Origin of the sequence: Ulvibacterium marinum (assembly GCF_003626755.1) — a bacterium.
GTDB classification, from domain to species: Bacteria; Bacteroidota; Bacteroidia; order Flavobacteriales; family Flavobacteriaceae; genus Ulvibacterium; species Ulvibacterium marinum.
The window spans coordinates 87,097-113,354 of the sequence record NZ_RBCJ01000004.1 but is presented as its reverse complement, the minus strand read 5'-3'; the positions used below and the strand labels follow the sequence as shown (position 1 = coordinate 113,354).

24 protein-coding genes are annotated in these 26,258 nt (G+C 42.7%); 11 read left to right on the top strand and 13 right to left on the bottom strand.

The annotated features are described in order from the left end of the window. Positions 1-3: 3 nt before the first annotated feature. The 4 genes from D7Z94_RS19535 to D7Z94_RS19520 all read right to left on the bottom strand — a co-directional run bounded on the left by D7Z94_RS19535 (position 4) and on the right by D7Z94_RS19520 (position 7,317). Positions 4-1,128 carry a hypothetical protein gene (locus D7Z94_RS19535; protein WP_147415939.1) on the bottom strand — a complete coding sequence of 375 codons (1,125 nt, stop codon included), beginning with the start codon at positions 1,126-1,128 and terminating at the stop codon, positions 4-6. A 7-nt stretch (positions 1,129-1,135) separates the two neighbouring features. Beyond that, positions 1,136-2,929, bottom strand: coding sequence for a beta strand repeat-containing protein (locus D7Z94_RS19530; RefSeq protein WP_120713316.1), 1,794 nt, complete (start codon positions 2,927-2,929; stop codon positions 1,136-1,138). 168 nt (positions 2,930-3,097) lie between these two features. Further along, a complete protein-coding gene (locus tag D7Z94_RS19525) occupies positions 3,098-4,246 on the bottom strand; it encodes a gliding motility-associated C-terminal domain-containing protein (RefSeq protein ID WP_120713315.1) in 1,149 nt (382 codons plus the stop codon). After that, the gene (locus D7Z94_RS19520; RefSeq protein WP_147415938.1) at positions 4,243-7,317 is read right to left on the bottom strand and encodes a hypothetical protein; all 3,075 of its coding nucleotides are present in this window, start codon (positions 7,315-7,317) and stop codon (positions 4,243-4,245) included. The genes D7Z94_RS19525 and D7Z94_RS19520 overlap by 4 nt, the downstream gene beginning before the upstream one ends. Before the next feature lie 270 nt (positions 7,318-7,587). On the opposite strand from D7Z94_RS19520, the gene D7Z94_RS19515 reads away from it, so the two are divergent. The 6 genes from D7Z94_RS19515 to D7Z94_RS19490 all read left to right on the top strand — a co-directional run bounded on the left by D7Z94_RS19515 (position 7,588) and on the right by D7Z94_RS19490 (position 13,438). Further along, on the top strand, positions 7,588-8,334 hold the full coding sequence (locus tag D7Z94_RS19515; RefSeq protein ID WP_120713683.1) for a carboxypeptidase-like regulatory domain-containing protein: 747 nt from the start codon (positions 7,588-7,590) through the stop codon (positions 8,332-8,334). Then, positions 8,321-9,103 (top strand): carboxypeptidase-like regulatory domain-containing protein, encoded by a 783-nt coding sequence (locus tag D7Z94_RS19510; protein ID WP_120713313.1) that lies wholly within the window; start codon positions 8,321-8,323, stop codon positions 9,101-9,103. Before D7Z94_RS19515 ends, D7Z94_RS19510 begins: the two co-directional genes overlap by 14 nt. Before the next feature lie 425 nt (positions 9,104-9,528). Next, complete coding sequence (locus D7Z94_RS19505) at positions 9,529-10,044, top strand: DUF6702 family protein (protein ID WP_120713312.1); 516 nt, start codon at positions 9,529-9,531, stop codon at positions 10,042-10,044. A gap of 58 nt (positions 10,045-10,102) precedes the next feature. Then, positions 10,103-12,409 (top strand): M1 family metallopeptidase, encoded by a 2,307-nt coding sequence (locus D7Z94_RS19500; protein WP_120713311.1) that lies wholly within the window; start codon positions 10,103-10,105, stop codon positions 12,407-12,409. 109 nt (positions 12,410-12,518) lie between these two features. Next, on the top strand, positions 12,519-12,857 hold the full coding sequence (locus D7Z94_RS19495; protein ID WP_120713310.1) for a Sec-independent protein translocase subunit TatA/TatB: 339 nt from the start codon (positions 12,519-12,521) through the stop codon (positions 12,855-12,857). Between the two features lie 8 nt (positions 12,858-12,865). Further along, positions 12,866-13,438, top strand: a complete 573-nt coding sequence (locus D7Z94_RS19490) for a phosphatase PAP2 family protein (protein ID WP_120713309.1) — start codon at positions 12,866-12,868, stop codon at positions 13,436-13,438. On the opposite strand, the gene D7Z94_RS19485 is transcribed toward D7Z94_RS19490, so the two are convergent. After that, positions 13,404-14,045: an O-methyltransferase gene (locus D7Z94_RS19485; protein ID WP_120713308.1), complete on the bottom strand. Its 642-nt coding sequence runs from the start codon at positions 14,043-14,045 to the stop codon at positions 13,404-13,406. The genes D7Z94_RS19490 and D7Z94_RS19485 overlap by 35 nt on opposite strands. A gap of 3 nt (positions 14,046-14,048) precedes the next feature. Between D7Z94_RS19485 and D7Z94_RS19480 the strand changes: the two genes are divergently transcribed. The 3 genes from D7Z94_RS19480 (at position 14,049) to D7Z94_RS19470 (ending at position 17,117) form a co-directional block, all read left to right on the top strand. Continuing rightward, positions 14,049-14,558, top strand: coding sequence for a GNAT family N-acetyltransferase (locus D7Z94_RS19480; RefSeq protein ID WP_245967258.1), 510 nt, complete (start codon positions 14,049-14,051; stop codon positions 14,556-14,558). Positions 14,559-14,616: 58 nt separating this feature from the next. Continuing rightward, on the top strand, positions 14,617-15,897 hold the full coding sequence (gene kynU / locus D7Z94_RS19475; protein WP_120713307.1) for a kynureninase: 1,281 nt from the start codon (positions 14,617-14,619) through the stop codon (positions 15,895-15,897). A gap of 65 nt (positions 15,898-15,962) precedes the next feature. After that, positions 15,963-17,117, top strand: a complete 1,155-nt coding sequence (locus D7Z94_RS19470; RefSeq protein ID WP_120713306.1) for an MFS transporter — start codon at positions 15,963-15,965, stop codon at positions 17,115-17,117. A gap of 8 nt (positions 17,118-17,125) precedes the next feature. Here D7Z94_RS19470 and D7Z94_RS19465 read toward each other — a convergent pair whose 3' ends face one another. Further along, positions 17,126-17,806 carry a hypothetical protein gene (locus tag D7Z94_RS19465; protein WP_120713305.1) on the bottom strand — a complete coding sequence of 227 codons (681 nt, stop codon included), beginning with the start codon at positions 17,804-17,806 and terminating at the stop codon, positions 17,126-17,128. A gap of 113 nt (positions 17,807-17,919) precedes the next feature. On the opposite strand from D7Z94_RS19465, the gene D7Z94_RS19460 reads away from it, so the two are divergent. Continuing rightward, the gene (locus D7Z94_RS19460; RefSeq protein ID WP_120713304.1) at positions 17,920-18,468 is read left to right on the top strand and encodes a ClpP family protease; all 549 of its coding nucleotides are present in this window, start codon (positions 17,920-17,922) and stop codon (positions 18,466-18,468) included. 173 nt (positions 18,469-18,641) lie between these two features. On the opposite strand, the gene D7Z94_RS19455 is transcribed toward D7Z94_RS19460, so the two are convergent. From D7Z94_RS19455 to D7Z94_RS19440, 4 genes are read right to left on the bottom strand one after another with little or no spacing between them, the layout of a single operon-like run. Further along, positions 18,642-20,174, bottom strand: coding sequence for a cryptochrome/photolyase family protein (locus D7Z94_RS19455; protein WP_120713303.1), 1,533 nt, complete (start codon positions 20,172-20,174; stop codon positions 18,642-18,644). A 27-nt stretch (positions 20,175-20,201) separates the two neighbouring features. After that, on the bottom strand, positions 20,202-21,497 hold the full coding sequence (locus tag D7Z94_RS19450; RefSeq protein ID WP_120713302.1) for a DASH family cryptochrome: 1,296 nt from the start codon (positions 21,495-21,497) through the stop codon (positions 20,202-20,204). A gap of 57 nt (positions 21,498-21,554) precedes the next feature. Beyond that, a complete protein-coding gene (locus D7Z94_RS19445; protein ID WP_170158855.1) occupies positions 21,555-21,710 on the bottom strand; it encodes a DUF2256 domain-containing protein in 156 nt (51 codons plus the stop codon). After that, on the bottom strand, positions 21,700-22,341 hold the full coding sequence (locus D7Z94_RS19440) for a flavin reductase family protein (protein ID WP_120713300.1): 642 nt from the start codon (positions 22,339-22,341) through the stop codon (positions 21,700-21,702). The genes D7Z94_RS19445 and D7Z94_RS19440 overlap by 11 nt, the downstream gene beginning before the upstream one ends. Positions 22,342-22,493: 152 nt before the next feature. Here D7Z94_RS19440 and D7Z94_RS19435 point away from each other — a divergent pair, with 152 nt between their 5' ends. Then, positions 22,494-23,837 (top strand): FAD-dependent oxidoreductase, encoded by a 1,344-nt coding sequence (locus D7Z94_RS19435; protein ID WP_120713299.1) that lies wholly within the window; start codon positions 22,494-22,496, stop codon positions 23,835-23,837. Here D7Z94_RS19435 and D7Z94_RS19430 read toward each other — a convergent pair. From D7Z94_RS19430 to D7Z94_RS19420, 3 genes are all read right to left on the bottom strand, one after another. Next, complete coding sequence (locus tag D7Z94_RS19430; protein ID WP_120713298.1) at positions 23,831-24,265, bottom strand: DUF4174 domain-containing protein; 435 nt, start codon at positions 24,263-24,265, stop codon at positions 23,831-23,833. The two genes, D7Z94_RS19435 and D7Z94_RS19430, sit on opposite strands and share 7 nt — an antisense overlap. Positions 24,266-24,342: 77 nt before the next feature. Then, positions 24,343-25,122 carry a zinc ribbon domain-containing protein gene (locus D7Z94_RS19425; protein ID WP_120713297.1) on the bottom strand — a complete coding sequence of 260 codons (780 nt, stop codon included), beginning with the start codon at positions 25,120-25,122 and terminating at the stop codon, positions 24,343-24,345. A gap of 5 nt (positions 25,123-25,127) precedes the next feature. Continuing rightward, the gene (locus tag D7Z94_RS19420; protein ID WP_120713296.1) at positions 25,128-26,222 is read right to left on the bottom strand and encodes a Nif3-like dinuclear metal center hexameric protein; all 1,095 of its coding nucleotides are present in this window, start codon (positions 26,220-26,222) and stop codon (positions 25,128-25,130) included. Positions 26,223-26,258: the final 36 nt, after the last annotated feature.

Genomic DNA, 26,258 nt, shown 5'->3' with positions numbered 1-26,258 from the left:
ATCTTATCGCAGTTTATTGATCATAAAACTAGATTCGTCGGTACCACTAAAATTCACGGTACCTGAATTGGCTTCCCTATATGTGATAATGGAGACCACATCATCGGCGTTCAATTGTAAAATTTCGTTTAGGTGAATACTGGAACGGTCATGGCCACTGGCCCATCGGATATATCCTGAGGCCGCTATGGCCCCCACCGGGGTCCCGTTTATGGCAATGCGTGCATTTACGTTGGTCCTTTGTCTATTATTTCCTGAATTAATGCCGACCAAGGACAAGTTTGCTCGGATATCATATCTGCCAGACTCCCTTACAATAAGCGTATTTCCACTTACCTGATATAAATTGGTCCCGTCATCGGCATAGTCCTGTGTTCCAAATATGGGAGCTACTGTATTGTTTACATTTAAATTGGTACTTGTATTGGAGTTGGTCCAACGGCCTCCAAAATTGATTTTAGATCTTTGTAGAACCCCTGTTGCATTTACGGCCAAAATATCATCCGTATTTGTGGCTGTTCCCAAGGTTCGTATTCTCGCAGTACCATTTACATCAAGCTGCTCGGAAGGGGTATTGGTATTGATTCCCACTTGGCCTCCGTTTTCTAGAAAAAGGCGGTAGTCCGCAACGTTCGACTCCACAAAGTTCAATCCGTTTCCCAAAAGATTCCAATGCCACTGGGCCGTACCTGTATTGTCCTGAAAGGCGAGCACATCGATTCCATTGGCACGTATCACCAAAGGATGGTCATTAAATGAAGGGGCCTGATTGACCAAAACTTGGCCTTTGTTTTGAACCAATCTCAGTTTTTCTACATTGTTGGAGCGCAGGACAAAGTCTTGCGTATCGGTCGTCCCAATAAAGTCAGTGGTGGCCAATGTCCCCGAATTACCGCTCATACTCCAGGAACCCGAAGTATTGCTTATACTTTCCCAAGTACTACCATTGTATTGGAACACATTTTGTTCCGTTGTGTTATATAGTAATGAGCCGGTAACAGGATTTGAAACCGTATTCATTTCACTGGTCGTGGCGTTGGTAAGACCCATTAACAAGGTACCATCGATTTGTGCATGGGATGTATGCCAACACAAGAAAAGTAGTGGTATGATATAGAAGTTCTTCAAGGGTGCCTTATAAATCAAGTATCGTGAACATAAATTCCGAATTGAAACGGCTTCTGTCCGTTCCGCCATTGTCATTATCGCCAACAATCACTTCAAAAGTGGTGGATGTTTGATTGGAGTAGGAGATGCCAGGATCATCATTACCGGCGCCGCCTCTTCCTGGTTGGGTCAGTTGTATGATATAATTCGCATCGGATACGGCCCCCGTAGGTAATGTGACACGATAACGACCGGTACTTAGCCTAGTTGAGGTTACACCTGTGGTAGCCCTAATAACGCTTCCGTTAGAACCAATTTTACCAAATGCTTTAATAGGACTTTCGTAAAAAGCTCCACCATTGGCACCGGCCGAAATGCTATTATTAGTTTCAGCTCCTACGGTATTAATGGCTCCCACCTCTGTATCAACATAAGTTTTTACGGCCTGTTCGGTTGGGAAGTCCACATCCGAATTACCCGAAAGTGTTCCGTCCGTAGACTTGTTGGCGGCGTCCTCCTTGAGTGCTATTGCGTTGTCGGCGTCGGTCTCGTTGGCGTCCACGTCCGCCTGGAGTGCCGCTATCGCTGCGGAATCGTCCAGTGCCGAAATGTCTGCCGATAGTGTGTTGCCTCCCTCGGTCACGCTCAGGTTGGTCCCGTCGAAGTCAACCGCTGAGACATCGTCGTCGGGTGCTATGCCCCCTACCTGTGCGTCGACATAGGTCTTCACTGCGAGCTCCGTTGGGAACAGGGTGTTGGTGGCGTCCGCCAGGTTCACGTCCGTAGACTTGTTGGCGGCGTCCTCCTTGAGTGCTATTGCGTTGTCGGCGTCGGTCTCGTTGGCGTCCACGTCCGCCTGGAGTGCCGCTATCGCTGCGGAATCGTCCAGTGCCGAAATGTCTGCCGATAGTGTGTTGCCTCCCTCGGTCACGCTCAGGTTGGTCCCGTCGAAGTCAACCGCTGAGACATCGTCGTCGGGTGCTATGCCCCCTACCTGTGCGTCGACATAGGTCTTCACTGCGAGCTCCGTTGGGAACAGGGTGTTGGTGGCGTCCGCCAGGTTCACGTCCGTAGACTTGTTGGCGGCGTCCTCCTTGAGTGCTATTGCGTTGTCGGCGTCGGTCTCGTTGGCGTCCACGTCCGCCTGGAGTGCCGCTATCGCTGCGGAATCGTCATAACTTGAAAGATTTATAGTCGTCGCATCCGGATCATTGCTTAGCGAGATGATTCCCGAATTAAATTGCAAGTCCTGAATCTCATTCTGGTCATCGGCATCCCCATCATCAACATTCAATGTAATACTATTGCCATTATCAATGGAAATATTTCCTGCCGTACCATCCGTACTAATATTTTGACTATCTGTTGTAGTAAAGGAGATTACGGTTTGGCCACCAGTTTCGTTGGTATAGGTATAGGTTCCATCAAAATTATCGACCAAAGTACTTGTGGTCTCAGCAGCACCATTAAAGGTAATTGTGCCTCCATTGCCATCGTTTAAGGTAAAAGTACCATTGCCATTATCTATAAATGAAACGTTTCCGGTGGAACCCGATCCGTTGCAAAGATTGTTCCATTGTGCACCATTGAAGTAATGGATACATTGGGTATCTGTATTGTACACCATGGCTCCATGAAGAGGCACAATACTTTGCATTTGTGAAGTGGAGACCCGGGTAAGTACCAAAGCTTTGTCCGTACTTTCCAGCTCAACGATGGAGGCCCCGTTGATGGTGTTTGGGTTTTCTCCTATTTTTACCTGTGCAGTTGCGAAATTAACTCCTATAAATAGTAGTATCCATCCGAGTTTTTTAAAGTCCATTTGGCTATAATTTGGGGGTAAATGGTATAATTCCCCGTAAAATTAAAGGACAAAGGGATGGAGGTCCGTAAAATGTTGTGTAGTCGCTATAAAATGTTGTGAATGGGGTAGTACCGACAAATTACCTGATAAAATGGCACTTAATCGATGTGATGGAATGCGATTTTGTTATCGTGATAGGTACAAAAACCCTTGAAAATCAAGATTTAAGTCTTCCATGGAAACAATATAAAAATAGATTCCGATCGGGAGCCCTTTTTCCCGGGTAATGACCATATTATCCACATTGGAAAATCCGTTAAACTCATTTACGTAGTTCCTTTTCTCGAATACTTTTAACCCATTCCGGTCATAGATCCGAAGGATATTGTTGGGCGATTGGTCCAGCTCGGGAATGGTCAAAAAATCGTTTAGGCCATCGCCATTAGGTGTAATCAGGTAGTTGTCCAAATCGAGTATGTCCGTAGGTTCTCCCAAAGCTCCAAAGGTGAGGATTTCATAGTTATCGGGAATAAAAGGGGCGGATACTACAAAACCTTGATCAAGATCTCCGACAGCGCCACCTTCCCCAAGTCTTTCCCAACGCCCCGTACTTTTGTTCCATCCCACGGGGATTATTGTGCTGATATCGTCGGTCAATGCCCCCATATTACTTCGTTCGTTCCAACTAATACTAATGGTTGAGGACACATTGCCCACTAGGCGCCAAAACTCCACTGTACTTATGGCACCCATGTCCCTGGGCCTGTTTTCCGTATCAAAACCTTCGTTAAAGGAGGTCGGGTTATTGGGGTCTTCCAAAAAATAAGCACATTTCGCAGAGGGATTGACCCCTTCGGAATTTAAGATCAAGGGTCGTAATTGTTGATTATCACCGATAGGGAAGGTAAAGTTTTGTTGGCTAATGACCTCAGCATAGCCGTTGACCTTGGAGAAGTTTCCCTCGCCGACATAAAAGGCATCGGGCAAAAAATTATAAGTAACATCACTCTGATTGCGAGGGGTTAAAAAATCCCCTGAGATAAAATTGGTATTGTTGGCATTGTCCAGTCCCACTTGGAGCAATACGCCATTATCATTGGCCAGTTCCACATCAAAAAATAGGGGAATAAAAGCTCCGGAAACGGTAAGGGGGACAACGCCATAAAATCCGGCCAGTCCCAAGTTTTCGTCAAAAGTGGAATCATTGATCAGATCCGTATGGAAGCCTAGTTGCCCTTCCTCATGGATACGGATATTGCCACTGTTATAAAGCGCGGTCTGGGCCGCTAACCCTGTGGTACTTAAAAGTGCCAGTATGTAAAGAATCTCTTTCACTTTTTACTTTTGTTGTTTTTGAGCATAGCCTTTATTTGTTGGATATCTTTCCGTAACGCCTGGACTTCTTGGGACAGCGAGTCCTTTTCATTTTGAAGCTTCTCAATCTTCTTTTCCTGAGCAATGGTATGGAGGAACAGTTCCTCTATTTTTTCCAGGTTTATTCGAGATGCTTCTCCAAGATCCCAAAACCCTTGATTTTTAATTTCTTTTGCTGACTGCAGACCCGGTAAATGAAAGTTCTTTTTTACAAAACGTTCAATTGTTGATAAATCCTCAAAGTCATAATTTGGATAAATGTTGGAATATCCTCTGAAATATTTTTCAAAAACGTAATCTGGGTGTTCTAGGTTACCTTGCACCGTAACCGTTCCAGCGCCAGTAATTGATAGGTTACCACTGGTTGTGATATTCTGATTACCAAAGTTTGGGGCGATTTTAGTTCCCTCTATTCCTGCACCAGTATTTATGTCAGCATTTGTAATGCTATCATCATCAATTTCATCAGAGGAAACTGCATTTGATTGAATCTCCCCAGGTCCAATGGCATTGTCTCCTATGTCACCTTGACCAATAGTATTGGCAATAATGACACTGGGACCTCCTCCAAAACTTCCCTGTATGGCGCCAACGGCAATCAGGGCTGATGTGATTCCATTATTGGCTATTCCCAAAGGACTGCCCCCACTACCATCACCCGTTAAAGGTGCGTTTACGGATACCGTTGTCCCCCCTCCAGCCACTGATAGGTCGAAATCGTCCCCTGTCTGGGTTATGGTCACCGAGTTGTCGGTGGAGGTAATGGCCTGTATCTCGTTCTGGTCGTCGGTGTCGTTGTCGAGTCCCTCCGATGCGGTGATGGCTGCGGCCAGTTCGAGGTCTGTGGCCAGAGCCGAGAGGTCGGCCGTTGTGGGGTTCCCGTCCTCTATGTTTATGGTCAGGTCGCTCCCTGTGAGCGTTGCTGCGCCCAGGTTCTGGTTGTCCGTTCCCCCTCCAGCCACTGATAGGTCGAAATCGTCCCCTGTCTGGGTTATGGTCACCGAGTTGTCGGTGGAGGTAATGGCCTGTATCTCGTTCTGGTCGTCGGTGTCGTTGTCGAGTCCCTCCGATGCGGTGATGGCTGCGGCCAGTTCGAGGTCTGTGGCCAGAGCCGAGAGGTCGGCCGTTGTGGGGTTCCCGTCCTCTATGTTTATGGTCAGGTCGCTCCCTGTGAGCGTTGCTGCGCCCAGGTTCTGGTTGTCAGAGCCAGCAGGCACAGATAAATCGAAGTCATTAATTCCTACGGGCGTAATGGTAACGGAACCATCGATTGAGGTAAAAGCCTGTATCTCATTGCTGGAATCTGCATCTGGATCGTCATATAATGCCCCACCATCTGTTCCTGGAGTAATGGAATTGGGTGTGTCAGTACTGACAATGGTAGTGGACACAATGTCCGTATCCAGAGCAAAGGCGGAAAGGTCAATAACTGCGCCTGCACCACCAGTTCCCGTTAGTTCCAAGCTCTCTACATTAAGAATACCACCTGTGATAAAATTATTAGTATCTATACCTCCCCCAGTAGGGGTAGCCCACGAATAGTTGCCCGCCCCATCCGTAGATAAAATTTGACCATTATTACCCCCTGGAGGTAGTTCAATTTCATTCGTAATACTACCATCAACCTCTGCAGTAAGGTATCCATTGTTATTGACAAATGCATCCACTGCCGCCTCATCTAGCGTAGTGTCAATACCCCCTAAGGGCACAGTCCCGATAAACCCGGGTGCAGTTCCTGAGAACTCCAGGTCCGTCCCGTTTAGTGCTACCCCTGTCACCACACCGTCGGCCCCGGTGCCACTAAGGGGAGATAAGTCCACAGAACCATTAAATCCTCCATTGACACCTGTAAACTGTAAATTGGTAGTGTTGAGAACAACATTGGTAATCACTCCGTCGGCCGCTCCACCTGCCAAAGGACTAAGATCCACGGTAGTCGAATTTCCATTTTCAATATCGATCTGAAGCACATTGGCACCATTCAGGGAAGCTCCCGTTAGATTTTGGCTGTCCGTTCCGGTTCCGGCTAAAGGACTTAAATCCACAGTTGTTGAGTTACCATTTTCAATGTCTATTTGCAGTATGTTGGCACCATTTAATGAGGCACCTATTAGGTTTTGGTTGTCTGTTCCTGTCCCGGCCAAGGGAGATAAATCGACTGTAGTAGAATTTCCATTTTCAATGTCGATCTGAAGTATATTGGCACTATTCAATGAGGCTCCCGTCAAATTTTGTTCATCACTTCCCGTGTTGTTAAATGGACCTAGGTCTACTGTGTTGCTACCTGAAATTGATAGCTGATCGCCTATCAGGGTCAGATTTTGAATTTCATTGGCTGCATTGGTATCACCATCGTTGGCAATGGCCGTTGTATTGGTCGCCACCGCTGTCTGTAAGGCACTATCATCATAGAACGCCCCGCCATTATCCGTAATGGCATTGTCCGGGTCATTGCTTACAATATCGGCACCGGTAATAAAGCCCGGGGTGTTGGCAAAATCGCCCAAACTGAACTCATCCACGGCCAGGGCGTCCACACCTACGGCATTTTCGGAAAGCTCGTCCCTGCCTACGGCATCATCCGCCAATTTATTGGGGCCAATGGAATTATCTTGGATATCCACCCCATTAACACCACCGTTTACGATCTGTTCGGTACGGATACTATTGGGGGCTACTTCCAAATTAATATTGTCGTCATTTCGTGTTATGACTATGGTGCTGAGTGCGTTCTCTATAGGGTCGGCTGTAAACGTAAGGTCTGCGGATTCGCATAAATTGGCCCATTGCGTGCCATCAAAATAATGGATGCATTGGGTGTCCGTATTATAGATCAAAGCCCCCGGATTGGGAACAATACTTTCCATTTGTTGCGTATTGATTCGGGTAATGACCAAAACCCGCGAGTCGCTTTCCAATTCCAGTACAGAAGCAGGGTCTATGTTCTGAGGATTATCCCCAATTTTAATCTGACCGTTCGCCAGACTACAGACGAGAAGACCAATGGACAGGAGCACTATGTTCGCTTTCATAGGAAGACACTTTACGCCATGATTGGCGGGACTAACAAAAATAAAATTATCTACCCACATACCTAACTTTAGCGGTTAAAATGCGCAGGTATTGGGGTGAAGTGAAAACAATGTTGTGAAAAGTGCTCCGAGCTAGCCTGGACGCATTAAAACCAAGGCAATCGTTCCTAATAAAAATGTCGATTTTCCGTAAATTAACAAAAGTTTAGAGACGTCGGTTTTTTTATGAGGATAAGTTATACTTTCTTTATCTTTCTTAAAAAAACTATAATGAAACTCCTAGCATCGCTGTTCCTTTGCATTTTTTTTGTCAACGTTGGATTTGCACAGGACGATACGCGGACAATTCTTAGGGGAAAGGTGCTCTATCGCAACAGTAGTGTTGTTAACGAAAATGTAATTAATACTACATCGGAACGGGCAACGATCACCAATGAAAATGGCGAGTTTGCCATACGGGTCAAAGAAGGTGATGAACTGGTGTTTACTGCGGTAAACTATCAATTGCAGATTGTAAAGATTACCGATGAAATACTTAGTCGCAACCGTTTGGTGGTAGAGGTAAACGAGAAAGTTACGGAACTGGACGAGGTAGTACTATCCCCCGAGAACCAAGAACGTTATTTGGAACTTAAGAACGAGCAACTCAAAGGCTTTGAATACGAAATAGACCGTTCCACGGAGGTGGAAAATATAGCTATGTCGCAAACGGATCGAGGAATGCGGGATGGCCTAAATATTGCCAATATTTTCAGGGCATTGTTGAAGTCCGGAAAGGCGGAAGAAGAAGATAGGCCAAGGCTAAAGGTTAGCGAAGCCTTACGACAGATCTATGATGATGAGTTTTTTGTATTGGACCTGAAGCTGCCTCAGGATAAGATTGATGCGTTCTTGCTTTATTGTGATTCCCAGATGCCGGCGCAATCCTTGCTGCGAAAAGACAACGAATTTCAGTTGATCGATTTTCTGGTAACCCATAGCCAAACATTCCGTAAGTCCTTGGATGAAGGGAAGTAGTACACTTCTTATAGGTTTTCTTTTATGCTCCATTGCCATGGAGGCCCAATCCCTTTTTTCCAAAAGATTGGAAGGACGGGTGTATAGCAAAGATGGGGATGTGGCGGCTACCCATGTATTGAATATTACCGCTCAAAAGGCCACCATAACCGATGTAAACGGGTCTTTTTCCATTTCCGTCAAACTCAATGATACCTTGGTATTTTCAGCCATTCAGTATAAACGCAAGGAAATTGTAGTAAGTACAAAAATTTTCGAAAGCGCATCATTACTGGTCCCTTTGGAGGAAGCACTTACGGAATTGGATGAAGTGGTGGTACGTCTCTATAATTTATCCGGGGATGTGGGTACGGATTTGAATAACCTGGATACGGAGCCCGTGGTTACCGCTTCCACCTTGGGATTGCCCAACGCTTATGTGAAGCCCCCGTCACAGGCCGAACGAAAGTTTTATGAAGCTACTACCGGGGGGGGATTGGTTCCGATAAACCCTATCTTGAACGCTATTTCGGGGCGTACCAAAATGTTGAAACAGCGGCTAAAACGAAATGCAAAATATGAACGCACCCAAAGGGTCAGGGAATTTTATCCTGACTCCCTTTTTGTAAAGGATTTGAAAATACCCGAAGAAAACATACCCGATTTTATGTATTTCTGTGAAGTAGATTCTACTTTTCAAGTAATCGTAAACACCCATGACCGGCTAAAGATATGGGAATACATGCGAAAAAAAAGTAGGTATTATCGGAGTAACAATGAATTGGACTAATTTTTATGGTACTAGGTACTATGTGCCAGGTGCTGGACCCCAAAAGTGTTGTGCTGAATGAAGTGGAAGCATCAAAATTTGAAAGCTTAACTTATAGTAATCAGTAATCAGTAATCAGTAATCAGTAAGCAGTAATCAGTAAGCAGTAAACAATTAACAATGAACAATCAGCGACTAACTGCTATGTCGTGTCGGGCTGGGATTGAAGCACCAAAATTGTCATGCTGAGCGCAGTCGAAGCATCAAATCTCAAAGTCCAAAAACTTATCTCCTTATAAACAGTGAATATTAAGCAGTGAAAAGTGAAAAGTAAAGGGTGAGAGGTAAACGGTGAAGGGTAATTATAAGTAACCAGAAACCGTCACTAGCATTAAACATCAAACCCTAAATATCATTTTGGCATATGGTTTGCTTATTTTTGAAGTATGAAAACGAAAATTCTTAAAAAAGGACTTTTTCTATTGATTCTTCTACCCCTACTTGCCTTTGTTACGGCACATAAGTTTTATATAAGCGTCACTAACATTGGGTATTCGGAAAAGGATGAGGCCCTACAGATAACTTGCCGGATTTTCATCGACGACCTTGAAAGTGTCCTGGAAGAGCGTTATGATTTTAAGGGGCATCTGGCAACCGATAAGGAATCCGAGACCGCTAATACATTTATTGAAAGATATCTAAAAACGAAATTTGCAGTACAGATAGACGATGAAGATATGATCTATGAGTTTTTGGGCAAAAGATACGACAATGATGTGGTCATATGTTATATAGAAATACCCAAAATCGATTTAAAAAATAAAAGTAGCATTCGTATTCGAAACGAAGTACTCACGGATTTGTTCGATGAACAGCAGAACATAGTCCACTTTCGGATGAATGGAAAGAAAAAAAGCTTTGTACTCACCAAGTCAGATACTAACGGAATGTTAAATTTGTAACATTTTTCTTCCCAAAACCAAAAAAAGTTTAACTTTCGCGCTTTTAAATTAAACAAGAATGAAGACTATTTCCCTTGGTTTAACCTCACTGTTATTCCTTTTTATAGGTACGGCACTCGCACAAAATAATAATGAGAACCGTGAACCTGGCCATTATAACCAGAATAAGTTTAAGCAGCTCTACGAGGAGTTTGCCACGCCAAATACGTATCGATCGGCTTCCGGTGCTCCCGGCCCGGATTATTATCAACAACAGGCAGATTATGTTATGGATATTGAACTGGATGATAAGAATGCCAGAATGTACGGGGAGGAGACCATTACCTACACGAACAATTCCCCGGATGACCTGGAATACCTTTGGTTACAGGTGGATCAAAATGTGCGGACAAAGGATACCAAATCCGCCTTACGAAATGAAACAAAAATTGCCCAGGCCGAGAGAGTACAGGACTTTGTGAAAAAGTATATATCCGAGCCCTTTGATGGCGGTTTCAACATTGAATTTGTTAAAGATGCCAATGGGAAGCCCCTTTCATATACCATCAATCAGACCATGATGCGGATAGATATTCCCGAACCGCTAAAAAGTAAAGAACAGATTTCCTTTTCCATTAAATGGAATTTTAATATTCCTGATCATACGGTGAATCGGGCAAGATCAGGATATGAGTATTTTCCAAAGGACGGGAATAGGGCCTATGTTATCGCCCAGTTTTTCCCAAGAATGGCTGTTTATAGCGATGTTGAAGGTTGGCAGAACCATCAGTTTTGGGGAAGTGGTGAGTTTGCCCTGCCCTTCGGGGATTATGAGGTGAACATTACCGTGCCCGCGGATCATGTTCTGGATGCTACCGGAACCCTACAGAATAGAAAAGAGGTGTTTTCCAGGGAGATGTTGAGACGCTATGACCAAGCAAAAAAATCCTATGACAAGCCCGTATTGATTGTTACCCAGGAAGAGGCCGAGGCGGCCGAAAAAGGTTTTTCGCAAAAAAAGAAAACTTGGCGCTTCAAAGCAAAGAACGTAAGAGATTATGGTTTTGCTACGTCCCGCAAGTTCATTTGGGACATGCAGGCCGTTAAAATGAGTAACAAGGATGTTATGGCCGTTTCGCTTTATCCCAAGGAAGGAAATCCATTATGGGAGGAGTATTCTACCAAGGCAGTGGCGCATACCTTAACATCCTATTCCGAGCACACGTTTGATTATCCTTATCCCAAGGCCATTTCGGTGCATGCCAAAAACCAGGGTATGGAGTATCCCATGATATGTTGGAATTATGGCCGCCCCAATACCGATGGTTCGTATTCGGATAAGGTAAAATTTGGAATGATCAGTGTGATCATACATGAGGTGGGCCATAACTTTTTCCCGATGATCGTTAATTCCGATGAACGGCAATGGGGTTGGATGGATGAAGGTTTGGACACTTTTATGCAGTACATGGCAGAGCAAGAATTTGGAGAGCGATATCCTGGGGCAATAGCGGGTCATGATGCTTATCCGTCCAAAAGGGGGGCACCACATAAAGTGGTTCCTTATATGGCGGGAGATCAAAGCACATTGGCACCCATTATGTCCAATCCGGAAAATGTATACCAACTAGGACCGAATGCCTATGGCAAGCCAGCAACAGCCTTAAATATTCTTCGGGAGACCATTATGGGCAGGGAGCTTTTTGACCATGCCTTTAAAACCTATGCACAACGTTGGAAGTTTAAACATCCTACTCCTGAGGACTTTTTCCGGACCATGGAAGATGCCTCGGCCGTGGATTTGGATTGGTATTGGAGGTCTTGGTTCTATACCACGGATCATGTGGATATAGGTGTAAAGGGTATTAAAAAGTATTTTGTAAACAATGGGCCTACAAAAGTGATGCGCGAGTACATGGCGGAAAGGAACATTACCGAGGCGGATTTATTGCCCCAGGTTTTTCTGGCCGAGGAAGATAGTGATGATTTTGACGATAACTTAAAGGGAAGGGAAGCTTCACAAAACTCAACATTCCTAAAGGAGTTTATGATGGACAAGATGAGTGCGGAGGAAAGAGCAAGTGTAAGCGAGCCCAAATACTTTTATGAAATTACTTTTGATAAGCCAGGCGGAATTCCCATGCCTTTGATCGTTGAATATACCTATGCGGACGGTACAAAGGAGAACATCACCTATCCACCGGAAATATGGAGGAAAAACGATGACGAAGTCAGCAGGGTCATTGCCTCTGATAAGGAATTGGTGGGCGTCGTGGTAGATCCAAAAATGGAAACCGCGGACATAGATATTACCAATAATTCATGGCCCCAGAAAGAGGAAAAATCCGATTTTGAAAAATTTAAGAAGAACATCAAGGGCAAATAAGCTACAAAAAAGCATGAATCTGCTTAGTCCCAAGTAATTGGTCTATCTTTTGGATAGGAAACCTTGGAGGTCTTTTCGATTGCTATCCAAACTTGACTATATTTGTAGTATGTATGTTTTACACTTTTTGTTCATAAGCGGAGGGGAGATATTCTTCATCATGTTTATCGTGGTCATGGTTTTCGGTGCCGATAAAATTCCAGGCATTGCCAAAGGATTGGGGAAGGGCATGCGACAATTAAAGGATGCCACGGAAGATATTAAACAAGAAATTCAGAGAAGTGCAGAAAAACAGGGTATAGACACCAGTTTGGTATCTGATATCAAAAAAGATATTGATGATGTGAAAAACAGCGTCAGCACTAACTTGGGTGATGGAATTAAAAAGGAGTTGGGCGATGTGAAAAAAAGTGTGGATGAGGTTACGGGCACCATCAAGCGACAATAGTTGCACTTATGCTCGAAAAGATTCTTCATTGGGATAGGGACACTTTTATTTACCTCAATAATCTCGGAATAGAAGAATACGACCTTTTTTGGTCTACGGTTACCGATATATCCACTTGGATTCCCTTGTTCATTCTATTTTTTATTATCATTTATCTAAAATACCCGAAGCGGGAGGCAATTTTTGTTTCCTTTACGGTAATTGCCCTGGTATTTTTTATTACCACCGCCACGGATATAACCAAGGAATACGTAGCCCGGTTACGGCCCAACAATGACCCTCAGGTCAATACGTTGATACGGATTCTAAAAACCCCGATCACCTATAGTTTTTTTTCGGGCCATGCGTCAAGCTCGTTTTCCGTTACAACACTGGTAGTGCTCTTTCTCAGAAATAGGTTTAAGTGGTGCTGGTTATTTTATATTTGGCCACTGCTTTTTGCTTTGAGCCGTATATATGTGGGAGTTCATTATCCCGTGGATATTATAGTGGGCGCCATGGTCGGAGTTCTGTCTGCCTTGCTTTTTTATGCAATCTACGTTAGATTTATAGTACCCTACTTAAAGTTAGGCCGTCCCTAATGGGTAAAAGTGCAGTTTCTACCCTAGGATCATCCTTTAATTGCCTATTATAATCCAGTACTACCTTTGTGGTTTTGTCCTTGGGATCCAGTGGGTCTACTACCTTTCCGGACCATAGTACGTTATCCGATAAAATAACACTTCCGGACTGTGTTTTCTTAAGAACGGCTTCAAAATAAGCAGGATAGTCCAATTTTTCTGCATCGATAAAAACCAAATCAAAAACGATATCCAATTCCGGTATGATTTCCAGGGCATCCCCGGTATGCTGTACAATTTGGCCTCCGAACCCACTTTTGTTAAAATATCGTCTTTGTATCTCGTACAATTCTTCATTTTTATCTATAGTATGCAATTTTCCCTGATTGGATAGGCCCTCCGCCAAACAGATGGCCGAATAGCCCGTATAGGTACCGATTTCCAAAATGTTTTTGGGGCCTAATATTTTTGACAGCAAACTCAGCACCCTACCTTGAAAATGCCCTGTCAACATACGGGGCCGTACCACTTTAAGGTGGGTCTCCCGAGTAAGCTCTTGCAATACCTCTGGCTCTTCCTGGGAATGGGCCGCAATATATTCTTCCAATATGGGCGATAAAAAGTGCATAAAATGGTTTTAACAAAAATATGGATTACCTTGAAATCAAAAAGAATAAAAACGATGGATGGAATTAAGATACGACCTGCCTTGTTAAGTGATTTACCGGTTCTCCAGAAATTTGAACAGGGGGTAATACAAGCGGAAAGACCTTTGGACCCCACCATTAAAAAAGACCCCGTACATTATTACGACTTGGAATCCATGATATTGGATAAGGATGTTGCCGTAATGGTGGCGGAGTACGAGGATAGGATTGTGGCATCCGGTTATGGTATGGCAAAAACGGCAAGACATTACTTAGACCATACCTACTATGCCTACTTGGGTTTTATGTATACAAATCCTGAGTTTCGGGGGAGGGGAGTAAATCAAAAGATTCTTTCCGCCTTAAAGAATTGGGCCATTTCCAAGGACTTGACGGAAATTCGTCTTACCGTCTATGAAGATAATCCTGGAGCTCTTAGGGCCTATGAAAAGTTTGGTTTTAAAAGGCATATTATTGAGATGCGCTTAACTTAATTATTCTAAACCCTTTTCCAATATCTTTTTTGAAGTCGTAGTTTTGAAAAAAATTAGTATGTTGTTCCACAACTCCCTTGAATTCGCCCAAAAATTAGACGCCGAAGATCCTCTTGGACCCTATCGGGACGAATTTTATTTCCCTAAGGTAAATGGCAAGGAAGTCATTTATTTTACAGGCAACTCCCTTGGATTACAACCCAAGCGCACCCAAAGGTATATAGATGAGATCATGACAGATTGGAAGGAATTGGCCGTCGAAGGCCATTTTCATGCCGACAAACCTTGGTGGGATTATCATGAAAGGCTGGCCGAACCCTTGGCAAAGGTTATTGGGGCAAAGCCAGAGGAAGTATGCGTTTTGAATACGCTTACCGTGAACCTTCATTTTTTAATGGCTTCTTTTTACACACCTAGTCCGGACAGATTTAAGATTTTGTGTGAGGAAAAGGCCTTTCCTTCGGATCAATATATGCTACAGAGTCAGGTTAGGTGGCACGGTCTGGACCCGGAAAAGGTAATCGTAACAGTAAAAAAAAGAAAGGGAGAGCATTTTTGGCGAACTGAGGATGTCATTGCAAAAGTTGAAGAAATCGGGGATGAGCTGGCCTTGATACTCATTGGTGGTGTAAACTACTACAACGGACAATTTTTTGATATGCAGGCCATAACCCAAGCGGGAAGGTCCGTGGGATCAAATGTAGGGTGGGACCTTGCCCATGCTGTAGGAAACGTGGAACTGGAGTTACATAGCTGGGATGTGGATTTTGCCGCGTGGTGTAGCTATAAATATATGAACAGTGGTCCGGGTAACGCTTCCGGTATTTTTGTGCATGAAAGGCATTTGGGAAAAGATGGCATACCCCGGTTGGAAGGCTGGTGGGGTACCAAAAAAGAAACCCGTTTTTTAATGAAGCCCCAATTTGAACCTATGCCCAATGCGGATGCTTGGCAAGTAAGCAACCCACCTGTTCTCGCGTTAGCTCCCTATTTGGCTTCTTTGGAAATGTTCAATGAAGTAGGGATGACCGCCCTAGTCGAAAAAAGGAATCGGTTAACCACTTACCTCGAATTTATTTTAAAGGAAATTGACAAGGAAGTAGATAGCACCTTTGAGATTATCACCCCTTTGGACAGAGGTTGTCAACTATCCGTTCTGTTGCACGGGGAGGGGCGACCCCTTTTTGATTTTCTGATGGAAAATGGCGTAATCGTCGATTGGCGGGAACCTAATGTCATCCGTTTGGCACCTGCTCCCTTCTATTGTTCTTTTACGGATATGTACCAATTTGGACAATTATTGAAACAAGGAATCCTCACGAGAATCAGTAATGGATAGTTGTGGGTTTTTAGTAGCTTTGCCGTTTATTTCAAACCGCCAACCTATACTAGTACCGACCTTAGATGAAATCCCTAGTACTCATTCTTTCCAATGCCCGCTATTTTGGTCCCGCTTGGGTTTTTGCCAGCTTAAATATCTTATTCGGAACATGGGCCATATATATTCCTACGGTAAAGGAGAATTTAGGCATTGATAAGGCCCAATTGGGAATCGCTATTTTTTTTCTATCCCTTGGGGTTTTCACCATATTTCCAATAGCCTCCACAATAATAAATAGGATAGGGGTAGGTAAGGCCACGGGATATGGTGTGCTGCTCATTTGTTTAACAGGCATATTACCCATTGTGGCCCCAAGTTATTATACACTTATGGCCGCCTTATTCCTTTTTGGTGCCACCAATGGTTTTACGGATATAGCCATGAACACCTTGGTTACCGAATTGGAAAAGGAGGATGGGACGAAATTCATGTCCGCTTCCCATGGTTTTTTTAGTCTGGGAGGTGTCTTGGCCGGCCTAGGAAGCTTTCTCATAGGTCCATTGGGCAATCCCACTTTGCATATGGGTATTGCCATTGCCCTGGTCTTTTTGGTAAACCTTTTTTTCTATGGCGGCTATAAGAATATAACGGCTGCTCCTGTAGAGAAGGAGCCTTTTAGCCTAAAACTATTTAGACCTTTATTGTTATTGGGATTGATTTCCTTTGTTTCCATGGGGAGCGAAGGCGCTATTGTAGACTGGAGCGGACTTTATCTCAAAGAGGTGAGCATTGCCCCGGAAGCACTATGGGGTGCTGGATTTCTTGGCTTTCAGATAACGATGACTTTGGGACGGTTCCTGGGTGATGGTATTAGCGCCAAAATCGGTTCAGTGAAAATGGTATCCTTGGGTACCTTGATCGTTATTGCCGGGTATGCTTTGGTGCTATCTACCGATACATACTTGGCCATTTCCGGATTTGCATTGAGCGGCCTTGGATTTTCGGTTATGGTCCCTGAAATTTTTCGCATAGGAGGCAACGTAAAAGGTGTGGATTCATCCCAAGGGGTATCCTTTATTGCCGGAACGGGATATACTGGATTTTTGTTGGCCCCGCCTATCTTAGGGTTTTTAGCGGACAGATTTTCCTTAATAGCCTGCTTCGTGGTATTAACTTGTTGCGCCCTACTAATTTTTGGGGCTACCTTTACAATGAACAAGAAAAGGATAAAATCCTGACTTGGCCATTAATTGGTTTTTACCGCTACATCGGTAAAATACAGTTTAAAACTACCATCCTCTTTTTGGTGCATCTTGGCAATTTTCAAACCACCAATATCAACATAGTCTTCCCAAGTTGTGATCAAGGAAGGCTCCGCCTGATTTCCTTTGCGGAACATCCATTCCTTTACCATATGGTCATCGCCAAAATAAAAATCATAGGCATCTCCTGGTGTATATCCCCCTTCGTTGCTATATACCACGGTGAGTTTTTGCATCGGTTTTTTACTGATCGGTGCTTCTACATTTTGGGAATGGTCGTAATCAATACCATTCTTGTCCCATAAAATGTTGATAGGAGCAATGAGCCAGTATTTATCGTTGATGAACCCTCCATTGGTCTTATGGGCCACACTATCCATATCCTTTCTGAGGTAGGTAAGGGTATCGACATCGGTTATGGCAGTAACCTGATTTATCTTTGGTTCCCAAATCCAGGTGCGTTCAAAATGACTGGTATCCCGATCCACATTAAAGGTAAATTTTAGTTCTTGGACTTTGTTCCAATTTTCAAATCCATTGGCATAGGCTAATTTTTCTAAAATGCTCAATTCCTTTTCAACTTCGGTAGTAGTTGTTTTTTTTTCGTTTTTACAGCCTATGATCAGTGCAAAGGCAACTATGAAGGAATATAGATATGGTTTCATACTTTGATTTTTTCAAAGATAATCAGTTTTATCCAGATGTCGATTCATTCATTTAGGGGAGTCAAGATTCCCAATAATTTGATTAATTTTACCACTTCACAAGAAAATAAAAAATGAGTTCAAAAAAAGGAAAAGTACAGCAGGCCATACAAGAAAAATTGCTCGATGAACGGAAAGTCTTTCTATGGGGCATGGTGGACGATGATTCAGCCAAACATGTTATTGATCGTTTGTTTTATTTGGATCTTCAGAATAACAAGGAAATACAGTTAATTATAAATAGTCCTGGAGGCTATGTCACCTCGGGCTTTGCCATTTATGATACCATCAAGCAAATAAAAAGCCCGGTATCCACTGTATGTTCTGGCCTTGCTGCCTCAATGGGTTCTATTTTACTGTCCGTTGGCGAAAAGGGTAGAAGGTTTATCCAGCCCCATGCACGGGTAATGATCCACCAACCTAGTGGCGGTGCAAGGGGACAGGCGTCCAATATAGAAATCCAGGCCAAGGAGATTATAAAGACCAAGGAATTAGGAGCCAAGATTTTGGCTGAAAATTGTGGGCAAACCTTTGAAAAAGTTATGAAGGATTTTGATCGTGACTATTGGATGGGCGCTGAAGAATCCGTTGCATATGGAATTGTAGACGGAGTTTTGGAGTAGTTTTTGGCTAATTGGTCAAAGCTGTTATATATAATACTGAAAAAGTCCTTCGCAAACCTAATGTGAAGGACTTTCTGGATATATATGGACGCCTAAGCGGAAAATTTTATTTATATACGTTTCAAAGATATTATAAGGATTTCATAGTACCGTTAAATGTTTATTAAAGTGGATTAATACTTCTCGGGATTTTGGATAATGTCTTTCGCCCTGCGCTTTAAATCCCTTAACTCATGTTTATCCTTTTTTTCTAAGAGATTTAGCATCATACTCATCCTGGGGTTGTTTGCAAAATGTTTCTTTTTCTCATCCAAGAAATTCCAGTACAAGGCATTGAAAGGGCATCCTTGTTCACCGATTTTCTGTTTTGGACTATAGTGGCAATCGGTACAGTAATTGCTCATTTTGTTGATGTAGTTGGCACTGCTTACGTAGGGCTTGGTGGCGACGATACCTCCATCGGCAAACTGACTCATACCTCGGGTATTGGTAATTTCCACCCACTCCAAGGCATCTATGTAGATACCTAAATACCATTGGTCTACCTCATCCGGATGGGTTTGGGTCAAAAGGGCAAAATTTCCTGTTATCATTAAACGTTGGATATGGTGAGCATAAGCGGTGTCCAAACTTTGCCCTATGGCATGTTTTAGACAGTTCATTTTGGTATGGCCGGTCCAATAGAAGCTGGGTAGTTTATTGTAGTTTTCCAATTTATTGTGATTGGCATAACCGGGCATTTCTTTCCAATAAATTCCGCGCATGTATTCGCGCCATCCAATTATTTGCCGTATAAAACCTTCTACCTGAGAAATATGGATTTCATCCGAGTGATTGTTATAATATTCCAAAACTTGATCTACGACCTCCTTTGGTGATAGCATCTTGCTGTTCATTGCGAAGGAGAGTCGCGAGTGAAACAAGAATTTCTCATAGGTATGTAAGGCGTCTTGATAATCACCAAAATATTTTAGAAGATGACCGCAAAAATAATTCAGTAATGAAATACTATCTATTCGTGAAGTGGGCCAATGGAAACGAGCTTCATCCAGATTGCCAAAGGTCTCCACGCCAGATGACTTGATCTGTTCTACCACCGAGGAAACATCTTTTTTGTAGGTTTTTGCTTCGGGAATCTTCGGGTTTCCTGTCCATTTTTTTCGATTACTTTGATCAAAGTTCCACTTACCACTTTCGGGTTGCCCATTGTTCATTAGGACATCATGTTTTTTACGCATCATTCGATAAAAACTTTCCATGACCAATTGCTGCTTTCCTTTAAAGAAGTCCTTTAACTCGTGGCGTTTGGTATAGAAATGTTCCGTATCAAAAGCTTCGCTATCTATCTTAAGCATTTGGCATATGGATTGTAATTGGGAGTCCAATCGGTATTCATCGGGGAGTTGATACTCAAATTTTCCGACTCCTGTTTTTTCTACATAGAGAGAAATCAACTTTTCCAAGTTCTGGGGGTTTTCGGAATCTGTAATTTTTAAGTAGATAACCCGATGTCCTTTTTTTTCCAGTGTCTCCGCAAAATTTCGCATTGAGATGAAGAAGGCCACTACTTTTTGAATATGATGTTTTACATAATCCGTCTCCTGCCGCATTTCGGCCATAAGATAGGTGGTGGAGTCATCTACCTCTTTAAACCAACTATGGTTTAAATTGAGTTGGTCTCCCAAAATAAATCGTAATACGTTCATTGTTTAAATGAATTTCGGAATATGATTTTAAAAAAGCGTTTCTTGAAGCCAAAGGGCTTGAAATTTTCCATTGGGGTCATATCGCTCCGCTTGCCGTTTACTGTTGAATATACGATTGCGTGGGTCGTTACCGACTCCGCTATTATACATCCAATTGCCCCAATTGCTATGTACATCATAGTCCAAGAGCATACTTTCAAAATAGGCTGCCCCTATGCGCCAATCCTGTTCCAGTACCCGGGACCAAAAACTGGCCACGTTTTGCCGACCTCGGTTACTCATCCATCCGGTCCGGGCTATTTCCCGCATGTTGGCATTTATAAAGGGATCCTCCGTCTGGCCGGAAATCCATTGTTCCGTTATTTTTTTGGATGTTTTCCAGTCGTATTTTTTGTTTAGAATACCTTCAATCCGAAATATTTGGTTGCCATGTTTTAAAGAAACATATTTGAAAAAGTCGCGCCAAATCAGTTCAAAGACGAGCCAATATGTATCTTGATTTTTTTTAACGGTCCTTTCAAATTCCTTAACTTCCCAGTAGATGGTCCGTGCTGAAATGCTACCATTGGCCAACCAAGGAGAAAGCTTGGAACTATATCCCTGGCCCACCAATCCGTTACGTGTCTTTTTGTAAAAGGCCAACTTTTGGGTTTCCCAGAAATAGTCCTGCACCCTTTTTTGAGCGTTGGTCTCACCGCCTTGAAAGGGGAAGGCCGTTCTGGTATCGTTACTAAGATTGCTTAATCCCAGATCCCGCAAACTGGGAACCACGGTGTTATTTTCGATTAAATTTGTTGAAGGCTTAGCCTTTGGGCTTTCCAGAACCGGTCTCACCCTGGTATATGTTTCACACTTTTTTCTGAATTTGGTAAAGACTCTGGGAATTTGTTGAAAGCTGACATAGGGGATATCGTCCGGATGAAACAAAAACTGATCATAGCTTTCCTCAAAATTCACGGAGCTGGAAACCTTGGCGACTACGGCATCCCGCGTTTCATTTTCCTCCTGGGTCCATTCTTTTTGTAGGAAAACAGTGTGTACGTCATGTTCCCCTATGAATTTTGGAATCCGTTTTTCAGGGTTATCTACATAAACGAATAAGGGAATGTTCAGCTTCTTTAGATTGTCCTTAAGTTGGATTATCGTCTCAATCAAGAATCGGGCCCTGAACCTTTCTGTTTTCTTGAACCCATAATCGCCTATTCTAAAAAGGACTGGGTCAAAACAATAAATGCCCAATACTTGATTTCCAGAACATGCTTTGGCCAAGGAAATGTTGTCCCTAACCCTAAGATCGTTCCTAAACCAAACCAGGTTATTCATTTTAAGATTTTAAGAATGAAGTTCAAGTTGGGCGTTATTTAATACAAACTAGTGCCATCAACTACTATCAGCCTTTAAGTTTTTATTTCTTCTGCATCTTGCGCTACAATATTTAACCTCTTCCCAGTCTTTTCTCCACTTTCTTCGCCAACGAAAAGCCAAACCACAAACCTTGCAGATTTTAATGGGAAGGTCAGCTTTTTTACGGTTCATTTGGAGTATTCTCAAATTCATCCGGTCTGGCATAGGCAAGGCGCATTAATAACTCTGGCAGGGCATAACCGTCTAACCCTATGGCGGAGATGCTTTGTGCTTTATCCAATTGTACCCATCCGTCTTTGTGCTGGGTTTCTTTAGGTAGATAAATATGTAGAATACTTCCAATAATCAATAGGCAACCATTTTCCTTTATTTCATAGGCATTTTCATAACGGCACCCCAATTTTATCGTACTTTCCTCAACATAGGGTGCTGGGAAGCCATCCAAATACTCCGCGACCAACCCGGTTTTTTCAAATTCGGAGATTTCCTTTTCATATTTTGCCGAAGTTTGATGTGCTGGCCTTATAATGGATTTGTTTACATGATTTACAGTGAAATCCCCATTGAGCTTTATGTTTTCGTAGGTATCCCGTTTAACCGTAAGGGGTCTTAGGATAAAGCCTAAAAGCGGTGGATTACTTCCTATGTGCAAAATGGAATTGAAAATTGCCAGGTTAGTGACTCCCTTCTCAGAAATTGTTCCAAGCAAGTTGCAGGATTTATATCCTGTACAGCTGTTGATGAGGTTGGATTTAAAGCGGGTAGGCAATTTGTCCAAATCGGACTTGGAGTAATGCAACATATCTTTTTGTTTTATAAAAATAATAAAATGTTAAACAAAAAATGTTAACTAATTTCTAAAATTGGAATTTTGGGGAGCTTTCAATGCTTTTATTACGGATATTTAAATTTTAGTACATTTACCATCTTTAACCCATAGCCTATAGGTTATTTATGACACAGACTCCCAAAAAAATTGCCATTGTAGGCTCGGGGCTGGTGGGGTCATTATTGGCCATTTATCTACAAAAAAGAGGGCACTCCATTACTGTTTTCGATAGAAGGCCAGATATTAGGACCATCAAATTTTCCGGCCGTTCCATTAATTTGGCCATGAGCGATAGGGGTTGGAGGGCCTTAAGCCAAATTCAAATTGAAAAAGAGGTTAAAAAACTTGCCATTCCCTTGGACAAGCGCGCTATGCACGTCGTTGGAAAACCCCTTTATTTTCAGAAATACGGTAAGGAAGGTGAGGCCATTTGGTCCATTTCCAGAGGTGTGCTAAACCGTAAGATGATCGACTTGGCCGAAGGCACCGGAGTCGAATTCAGATTTGAGGAAAAAGTTTGGGACGTGGACTTGCCCCAGGCCAAAATCTATACTGGGGAAACGGAAAAAGGCGAATGGAAAGCATACGATTTCGATATCGTTTTTGGATGTGATGGGGCTTTTTCAAGAGTGCGTCACAAAATGCAAAGAAGGAGCCGTTTTGATTATTCCCAAGACTTTATCGATGTAGGATACAAGGAACTGACCATTCCGGCAAATGAGGATGGTTCCCATAAATTGGATAAGAATTCCTTTCATATATGGCCAAGAGGGAGGTTTATGTTTATCGCCATGCCTAATTTGGATGGGAGTTTTACCTGTACCCTCTTTATGCCCTTTGAAGGAGAGATATCTTTTGAAAAGATAACGACCAAAAAAGAAGCAGAAAAATTCTTTAAGACTCACTTCCCCAACGTACAAAAAGAAATTGAAAATTTGACTACCGATTTCTTTGCCAACCCAACCAGTGCCCTTGTAACTATGAAATGCTACCCCTGGACCTATTGGGATAAGGTTGCACTTGTGGGGGATGCGGCCCATGCCGTAGTACCATTCTATGGACAGGGAATGAATGCCGGGTTCGAGGATATTTATTTCCTTGATCAATTGATGGGGCAATATGGTGATGATTGGGAGACTATTTTCCGCACCTATCAAGAACAACGGAAACCTAATGCCGATGCTATTGCGGAATTGAGCTATCGCAATTTTATGGAAATGAGCAGCAAAACGGCAGACCCGGGATTTCTATTACAAAAAAAGATTGAAAAGTGGTTTGCGGAAAAGCATCCCGATAAGTGGATTCCGGCATATTCCAGGGTCACTTTTTCCAACAAACCCTATGCTGAGGCCCTTGCAATTGGTGATGCACAAGAGGAAATTATGAAAGAAGTAATGGAGGTGCCCGACATTGAGGAAAGATGGGATAGCCCTGAAGTAGAACAAATGATTTTGGATTTACTTCAATGATTTTTTCCGGACTGCATTTCGGCCCTTCGCATGGGCATACTGTCGATTAAATCAAAGACAAGTTGTGGAGTTATTTCCAAATCCTTTTTTAGCTTAACACCACCATCCTTTCCGATCAAAACTGCTCCCTTAAACTTTTCAGAAACATTGACGGTATTGTATACATCTTTTAAGTGCATATCCTGCGGATGACCATGCTCCGTAAAGATACCTTTAGGAGTTACCACAAATAGGACTAGATGTCGATCAACCATTTCTTCCCGTACTCCGGAAAACTTTTCCAATTGAGAGTTTATGGCATCGGACTCCCAGGATACTTCGAAGAAAAGGAGAATCCTATTTTTCCATTGATAGTCCTTTAGTTGCTGGGCGCCACCCTTAAAAGTGCTCAAAAGAATAACCGCCATAATAAGTTTTAATGTGGTCATATTACTATTTTTCTGTTGTGAACAAAAAAGCCATCTCACATGAGTGGATGGCCTTTTAATCTCTTTCTAAAGAATGGTTATAAACTGGAAAACATTTTTTCCATTTTTTCCTGTTCCTCCTCTGCTAAAACGGGATCCACCAAAATACGGCCGCTGTGCTCGTCCGTAATAATTTTTTTTCGCGAGGCGATTTCTACCTGTACCTGTGGAGGAATGGTAAAGAAAGAGCCTCCTGATGCGCCACGTTCAACAGGAACAACGGCAAGACCATTTTTTACATTGCTTCGGATTCGCGTATAGGCCTTGATCAATCTTTCCTCTATTTCATTCTGGAATTTTTGGGACTGGTCCAATAGGGCCATTTCCTCTTTTTCGGTCTCCGCCAAAATAGCATCCAATTCACTTTTCTTGTGCTTTAAATGGGCCTCCCTTTCAGTGAGTTTTTCCTTGGTCTCTGCTATGACTTCCTTTTTTTGTTCAATTTGGGCTTTGAACTCCTTTATGTTCTTGTCGGCCAATTGGATTTCCAATTCCTGGAATTCCAATTCCTTGCTTATGGAATTGAACTCCCTACTATTTCGAACATTTTTTTGTTGCTCACTATATTTCTTTATCAACGTTTTTGCCTCTTCGATGAGGTTCTTCTTTGCGCCGATTTCAAAATTAATGGTCTCAACATCGGTCTTAAGCTTGTCCATTCGCGTTTTAAGCCCTAATACCTCATCTTCCAGGTCTTCCACTTCCAAAGGGAGTTCTCCCCTAACGTTGCGTATTTCATCCACTCTGGAATCAATTAACTGTAAATCGTATAATGCCCTTAGTTTTTCCTCTACGGTCGCTTCTACCTTCTTAGCCATATGCTTTATAAATACTTGATAGGATTGGTTTTACTTTCCGATAAACGGATTGCAAAATTAGGGATTTTTTTTGTAAGATAATCTACTAAAAGATTTTTTGTAAACTGTTCTGTTTCATAATGCCCAATGTCCGCTATTATCATTCTGTTCTCTGCCTCGTAGAACTGATGATATTTTACATCGGCAGTTATAAAAACATCCGCCCCTGAGGCTTTTGCAGCAGAAATAGCAAAAGCTCCGCTACCTCCAAGTACAGCTACTTTTTGTATCCTTTTTCCCAATAATTCTGAATGACGTATACAGGATGCCTTCATTTTTTTCTTGATAAGCTCAAGAAACTGCATTTCCTCCATAGGATTTTTTAGATGACCTACCATTCCCATACCTATTGTAAGATCGGTATTGTCCAAGGTATGAATCTCATAGGCTACCTCTTCGTAAGGGTGGTGTTTTAACAATGCCATTTTTATTCTAGGCTCGTTCATTGCTGAAAAAACCACGTTTATTTGGGTCTCTTCCTCATAATGTATTTGTCCGATCTGGCCCTTGGCCGGGTTTGCCCCGTCATTTGCTTTGTAACTACCGATTCCATCCGTGTTGAAGCTACAATCACTATACTTTCCTATGTTTCCCGCTCCCGCTGCAAAAAGACTTTTTCTAACTTTTTCTGCATCGTTTTTTGGAACATAGGTCGTTAATTTTTTGAGGGTTCCCTTTTTGGGAATCAGTATTTTAGGGTTTTGTATTCCCAAGATTTCACAAATCTTGGCGTTTACACCCTTGGGTGAATTGTCCAATGCCGTGTGCATACTATAAATAGCAATCTGATTTTGGATGGCCTTTATTACCGTCCGTTCAACATAAGAAGAACCGGTCAGCTTTTTTAGTCCACCAAAAATTATAGGATGAAAGCTTACAATGAGATTACAGTTATGGGCAATAGCCTCCTCGATTACTGTTTCCAAAGTATCCAGGGTAACTAAAACCCCAGAGACTTCTGTTTCCGGGTTGCCCACTAAAATTCCAGTATTATCAAAATCCTCGGCATAGTGCAGGGGGGCCAGTTCTTCCAGTATTTGGGTTATTTCCAGGATGGTCATTTTTTGGTTTTATAAGGCTACCAAAGATAAAATATT

Coding starts and splice junctions, on each gene's coding strand:
- D7Z94_RS19530 (WP_120713316.1), bottom strand. CDS start 2,929: ATGGACTTTAAAAAACTCGGATGGATACTACTATTTATAGGAGTTAAT.
- D7Z94_RS19520 (WP_147415938.1), bottom strand. CDS start 7,317: ATGAAAGCGAACATAGTGCTCCTGTCCATTGGTCTTCTCGTCTGTAGT.
- D7Z94_RS19515 (WP_120713683.1), top strand. CDS start 7,588: ATGAAACTCCTAGCATCGCTGTTCCTTTGCATTTTTTTTGTCAACGTT.
- D7Z94_RS19510 (WP_120713313.1), top strand. CDS start 8,321: ATGAAGGGAAGTAGTACACTTCTTATAGGTTTTCTTTTATGCTCCATT.
- D7Z94_RS19505 (WP_120713312.1), top strand. CDS start 9,529: ATGAAAACGAAAATTCTTAAAAAAGGACTTTTTCTATTGATTCTTCTA.
- D7Z94_RS19500 (WP_120713311.1), top strand. CDS start 10,103: ATGAAGACTATTTCCCTTGGTTTAACCTCACTGTTATTCCTTTTTATA.
- D7Z94_RS19495 (WP_120713310.1), top strand. CDS start 12,519: ATGTATGTTTTACACTTTTTGTTCATAAGCGGAGGGGAGATATTCTTC.
- D7Z94_RS19490 (WP_120713309.1), top strand. CDS start 12,866: ATGCTCGAAAAGATTCTTCATTGGGATAGGGACACTTTTATTTACCTC.
- D7Z94_RS19485 (WP_120713308.1), bottom strand. CDS start 14,045: ATGCACTTTTTATCGCCCATATTGGAAGAATATATTGCGGCCCATTCC.
- D7Z94_RS19480 (WP_245967258.1), top strand. CDS start 14,049: ATGGTTTTAACAAAAATATGGATTACCTTGAAATCAAAAAGAATAAAA.
- kynU (WP_120713307.1), top strand. CDS start 14,617: ATGTTGTTCCACAACTCCCTTGAATTCGCCCAAAAATTAGACGCCGAA.
- D7Z94_RS19470 (WP_120713306.1), top strand. CDS start 15,963: ATGAAATCCCTAGTACTCATTCTTTCCAATGCCCGCTATTTTGGTCCC.
- D7Z94_RS19465 (WP_120713305.1), bottom strand. CDS start 17,806: ATGAAACCATATCTATATTCCTTCATAGTTGCCTTTGCACTGATCATA.
- D7Z94_RS19460 (WP_120713304.1), top strand. CDS start 17,920: ATGAGTTCAAAAAAAGGAAAAGTACAGCAGGCCATACAAGAAAAATTG.
- D7Z94_RS19455 (WP_120713303.1), bottom strand. CDS start 20,174: ATGAACGTATTACGATTTATTTTGGGAGACCAACTCAATTTAAACCAT.
- D7Z94_RS19450 (WP_120713302.1), bottom strand. CDS start 21,497: ATGAATAACCTGGTTTGGTTTAGGAACGATCTTAGGGTTAGGGACAAC.
- D7Z94_RS19445 (WP_170158855.1), bottom strand. CDS start 21,710: ATGAACCGTAAAAAAGCTGACCTTCCCATTAAAATCTGCAAGGTTTGT.
- D7Z94_RS19440 (WP_120713300.1), bottom strand. CDS start 22,341: ATGTTGCATTACTCCAAGTCCGATTTGGACAAATTGCCTACCCGCTTT.
- D7Z94_RS19435 (WP_120713299.1), top strand. CDS start 22,494: ATGACACAGACTCCCAAAAAAATTGCCATTGTAGGCTCGGGGCTGGTG.
- D7Z94_RS19430 (WP_120713298.1), bottom strand. CDS start 24,265: ATGACCACATTAAAACTTATTATGGCGGTTATTCTTTTGAGCACTTTT.
- D7Z94_RS19425 (WP_120713297.1), bottom strand. CDS start 25,122: ATGGCTAAGAAGGTAGAAGCGACCGTAGAGGAAAAACTAAGGGCATTA.
- D7Z94_RS19420 (WP_120713296.1), bottom strand. CDS start 26,222: ATGACCATCCTGGAAATAACCCAAATACTGGAAGAACTGGCCCCCCTG.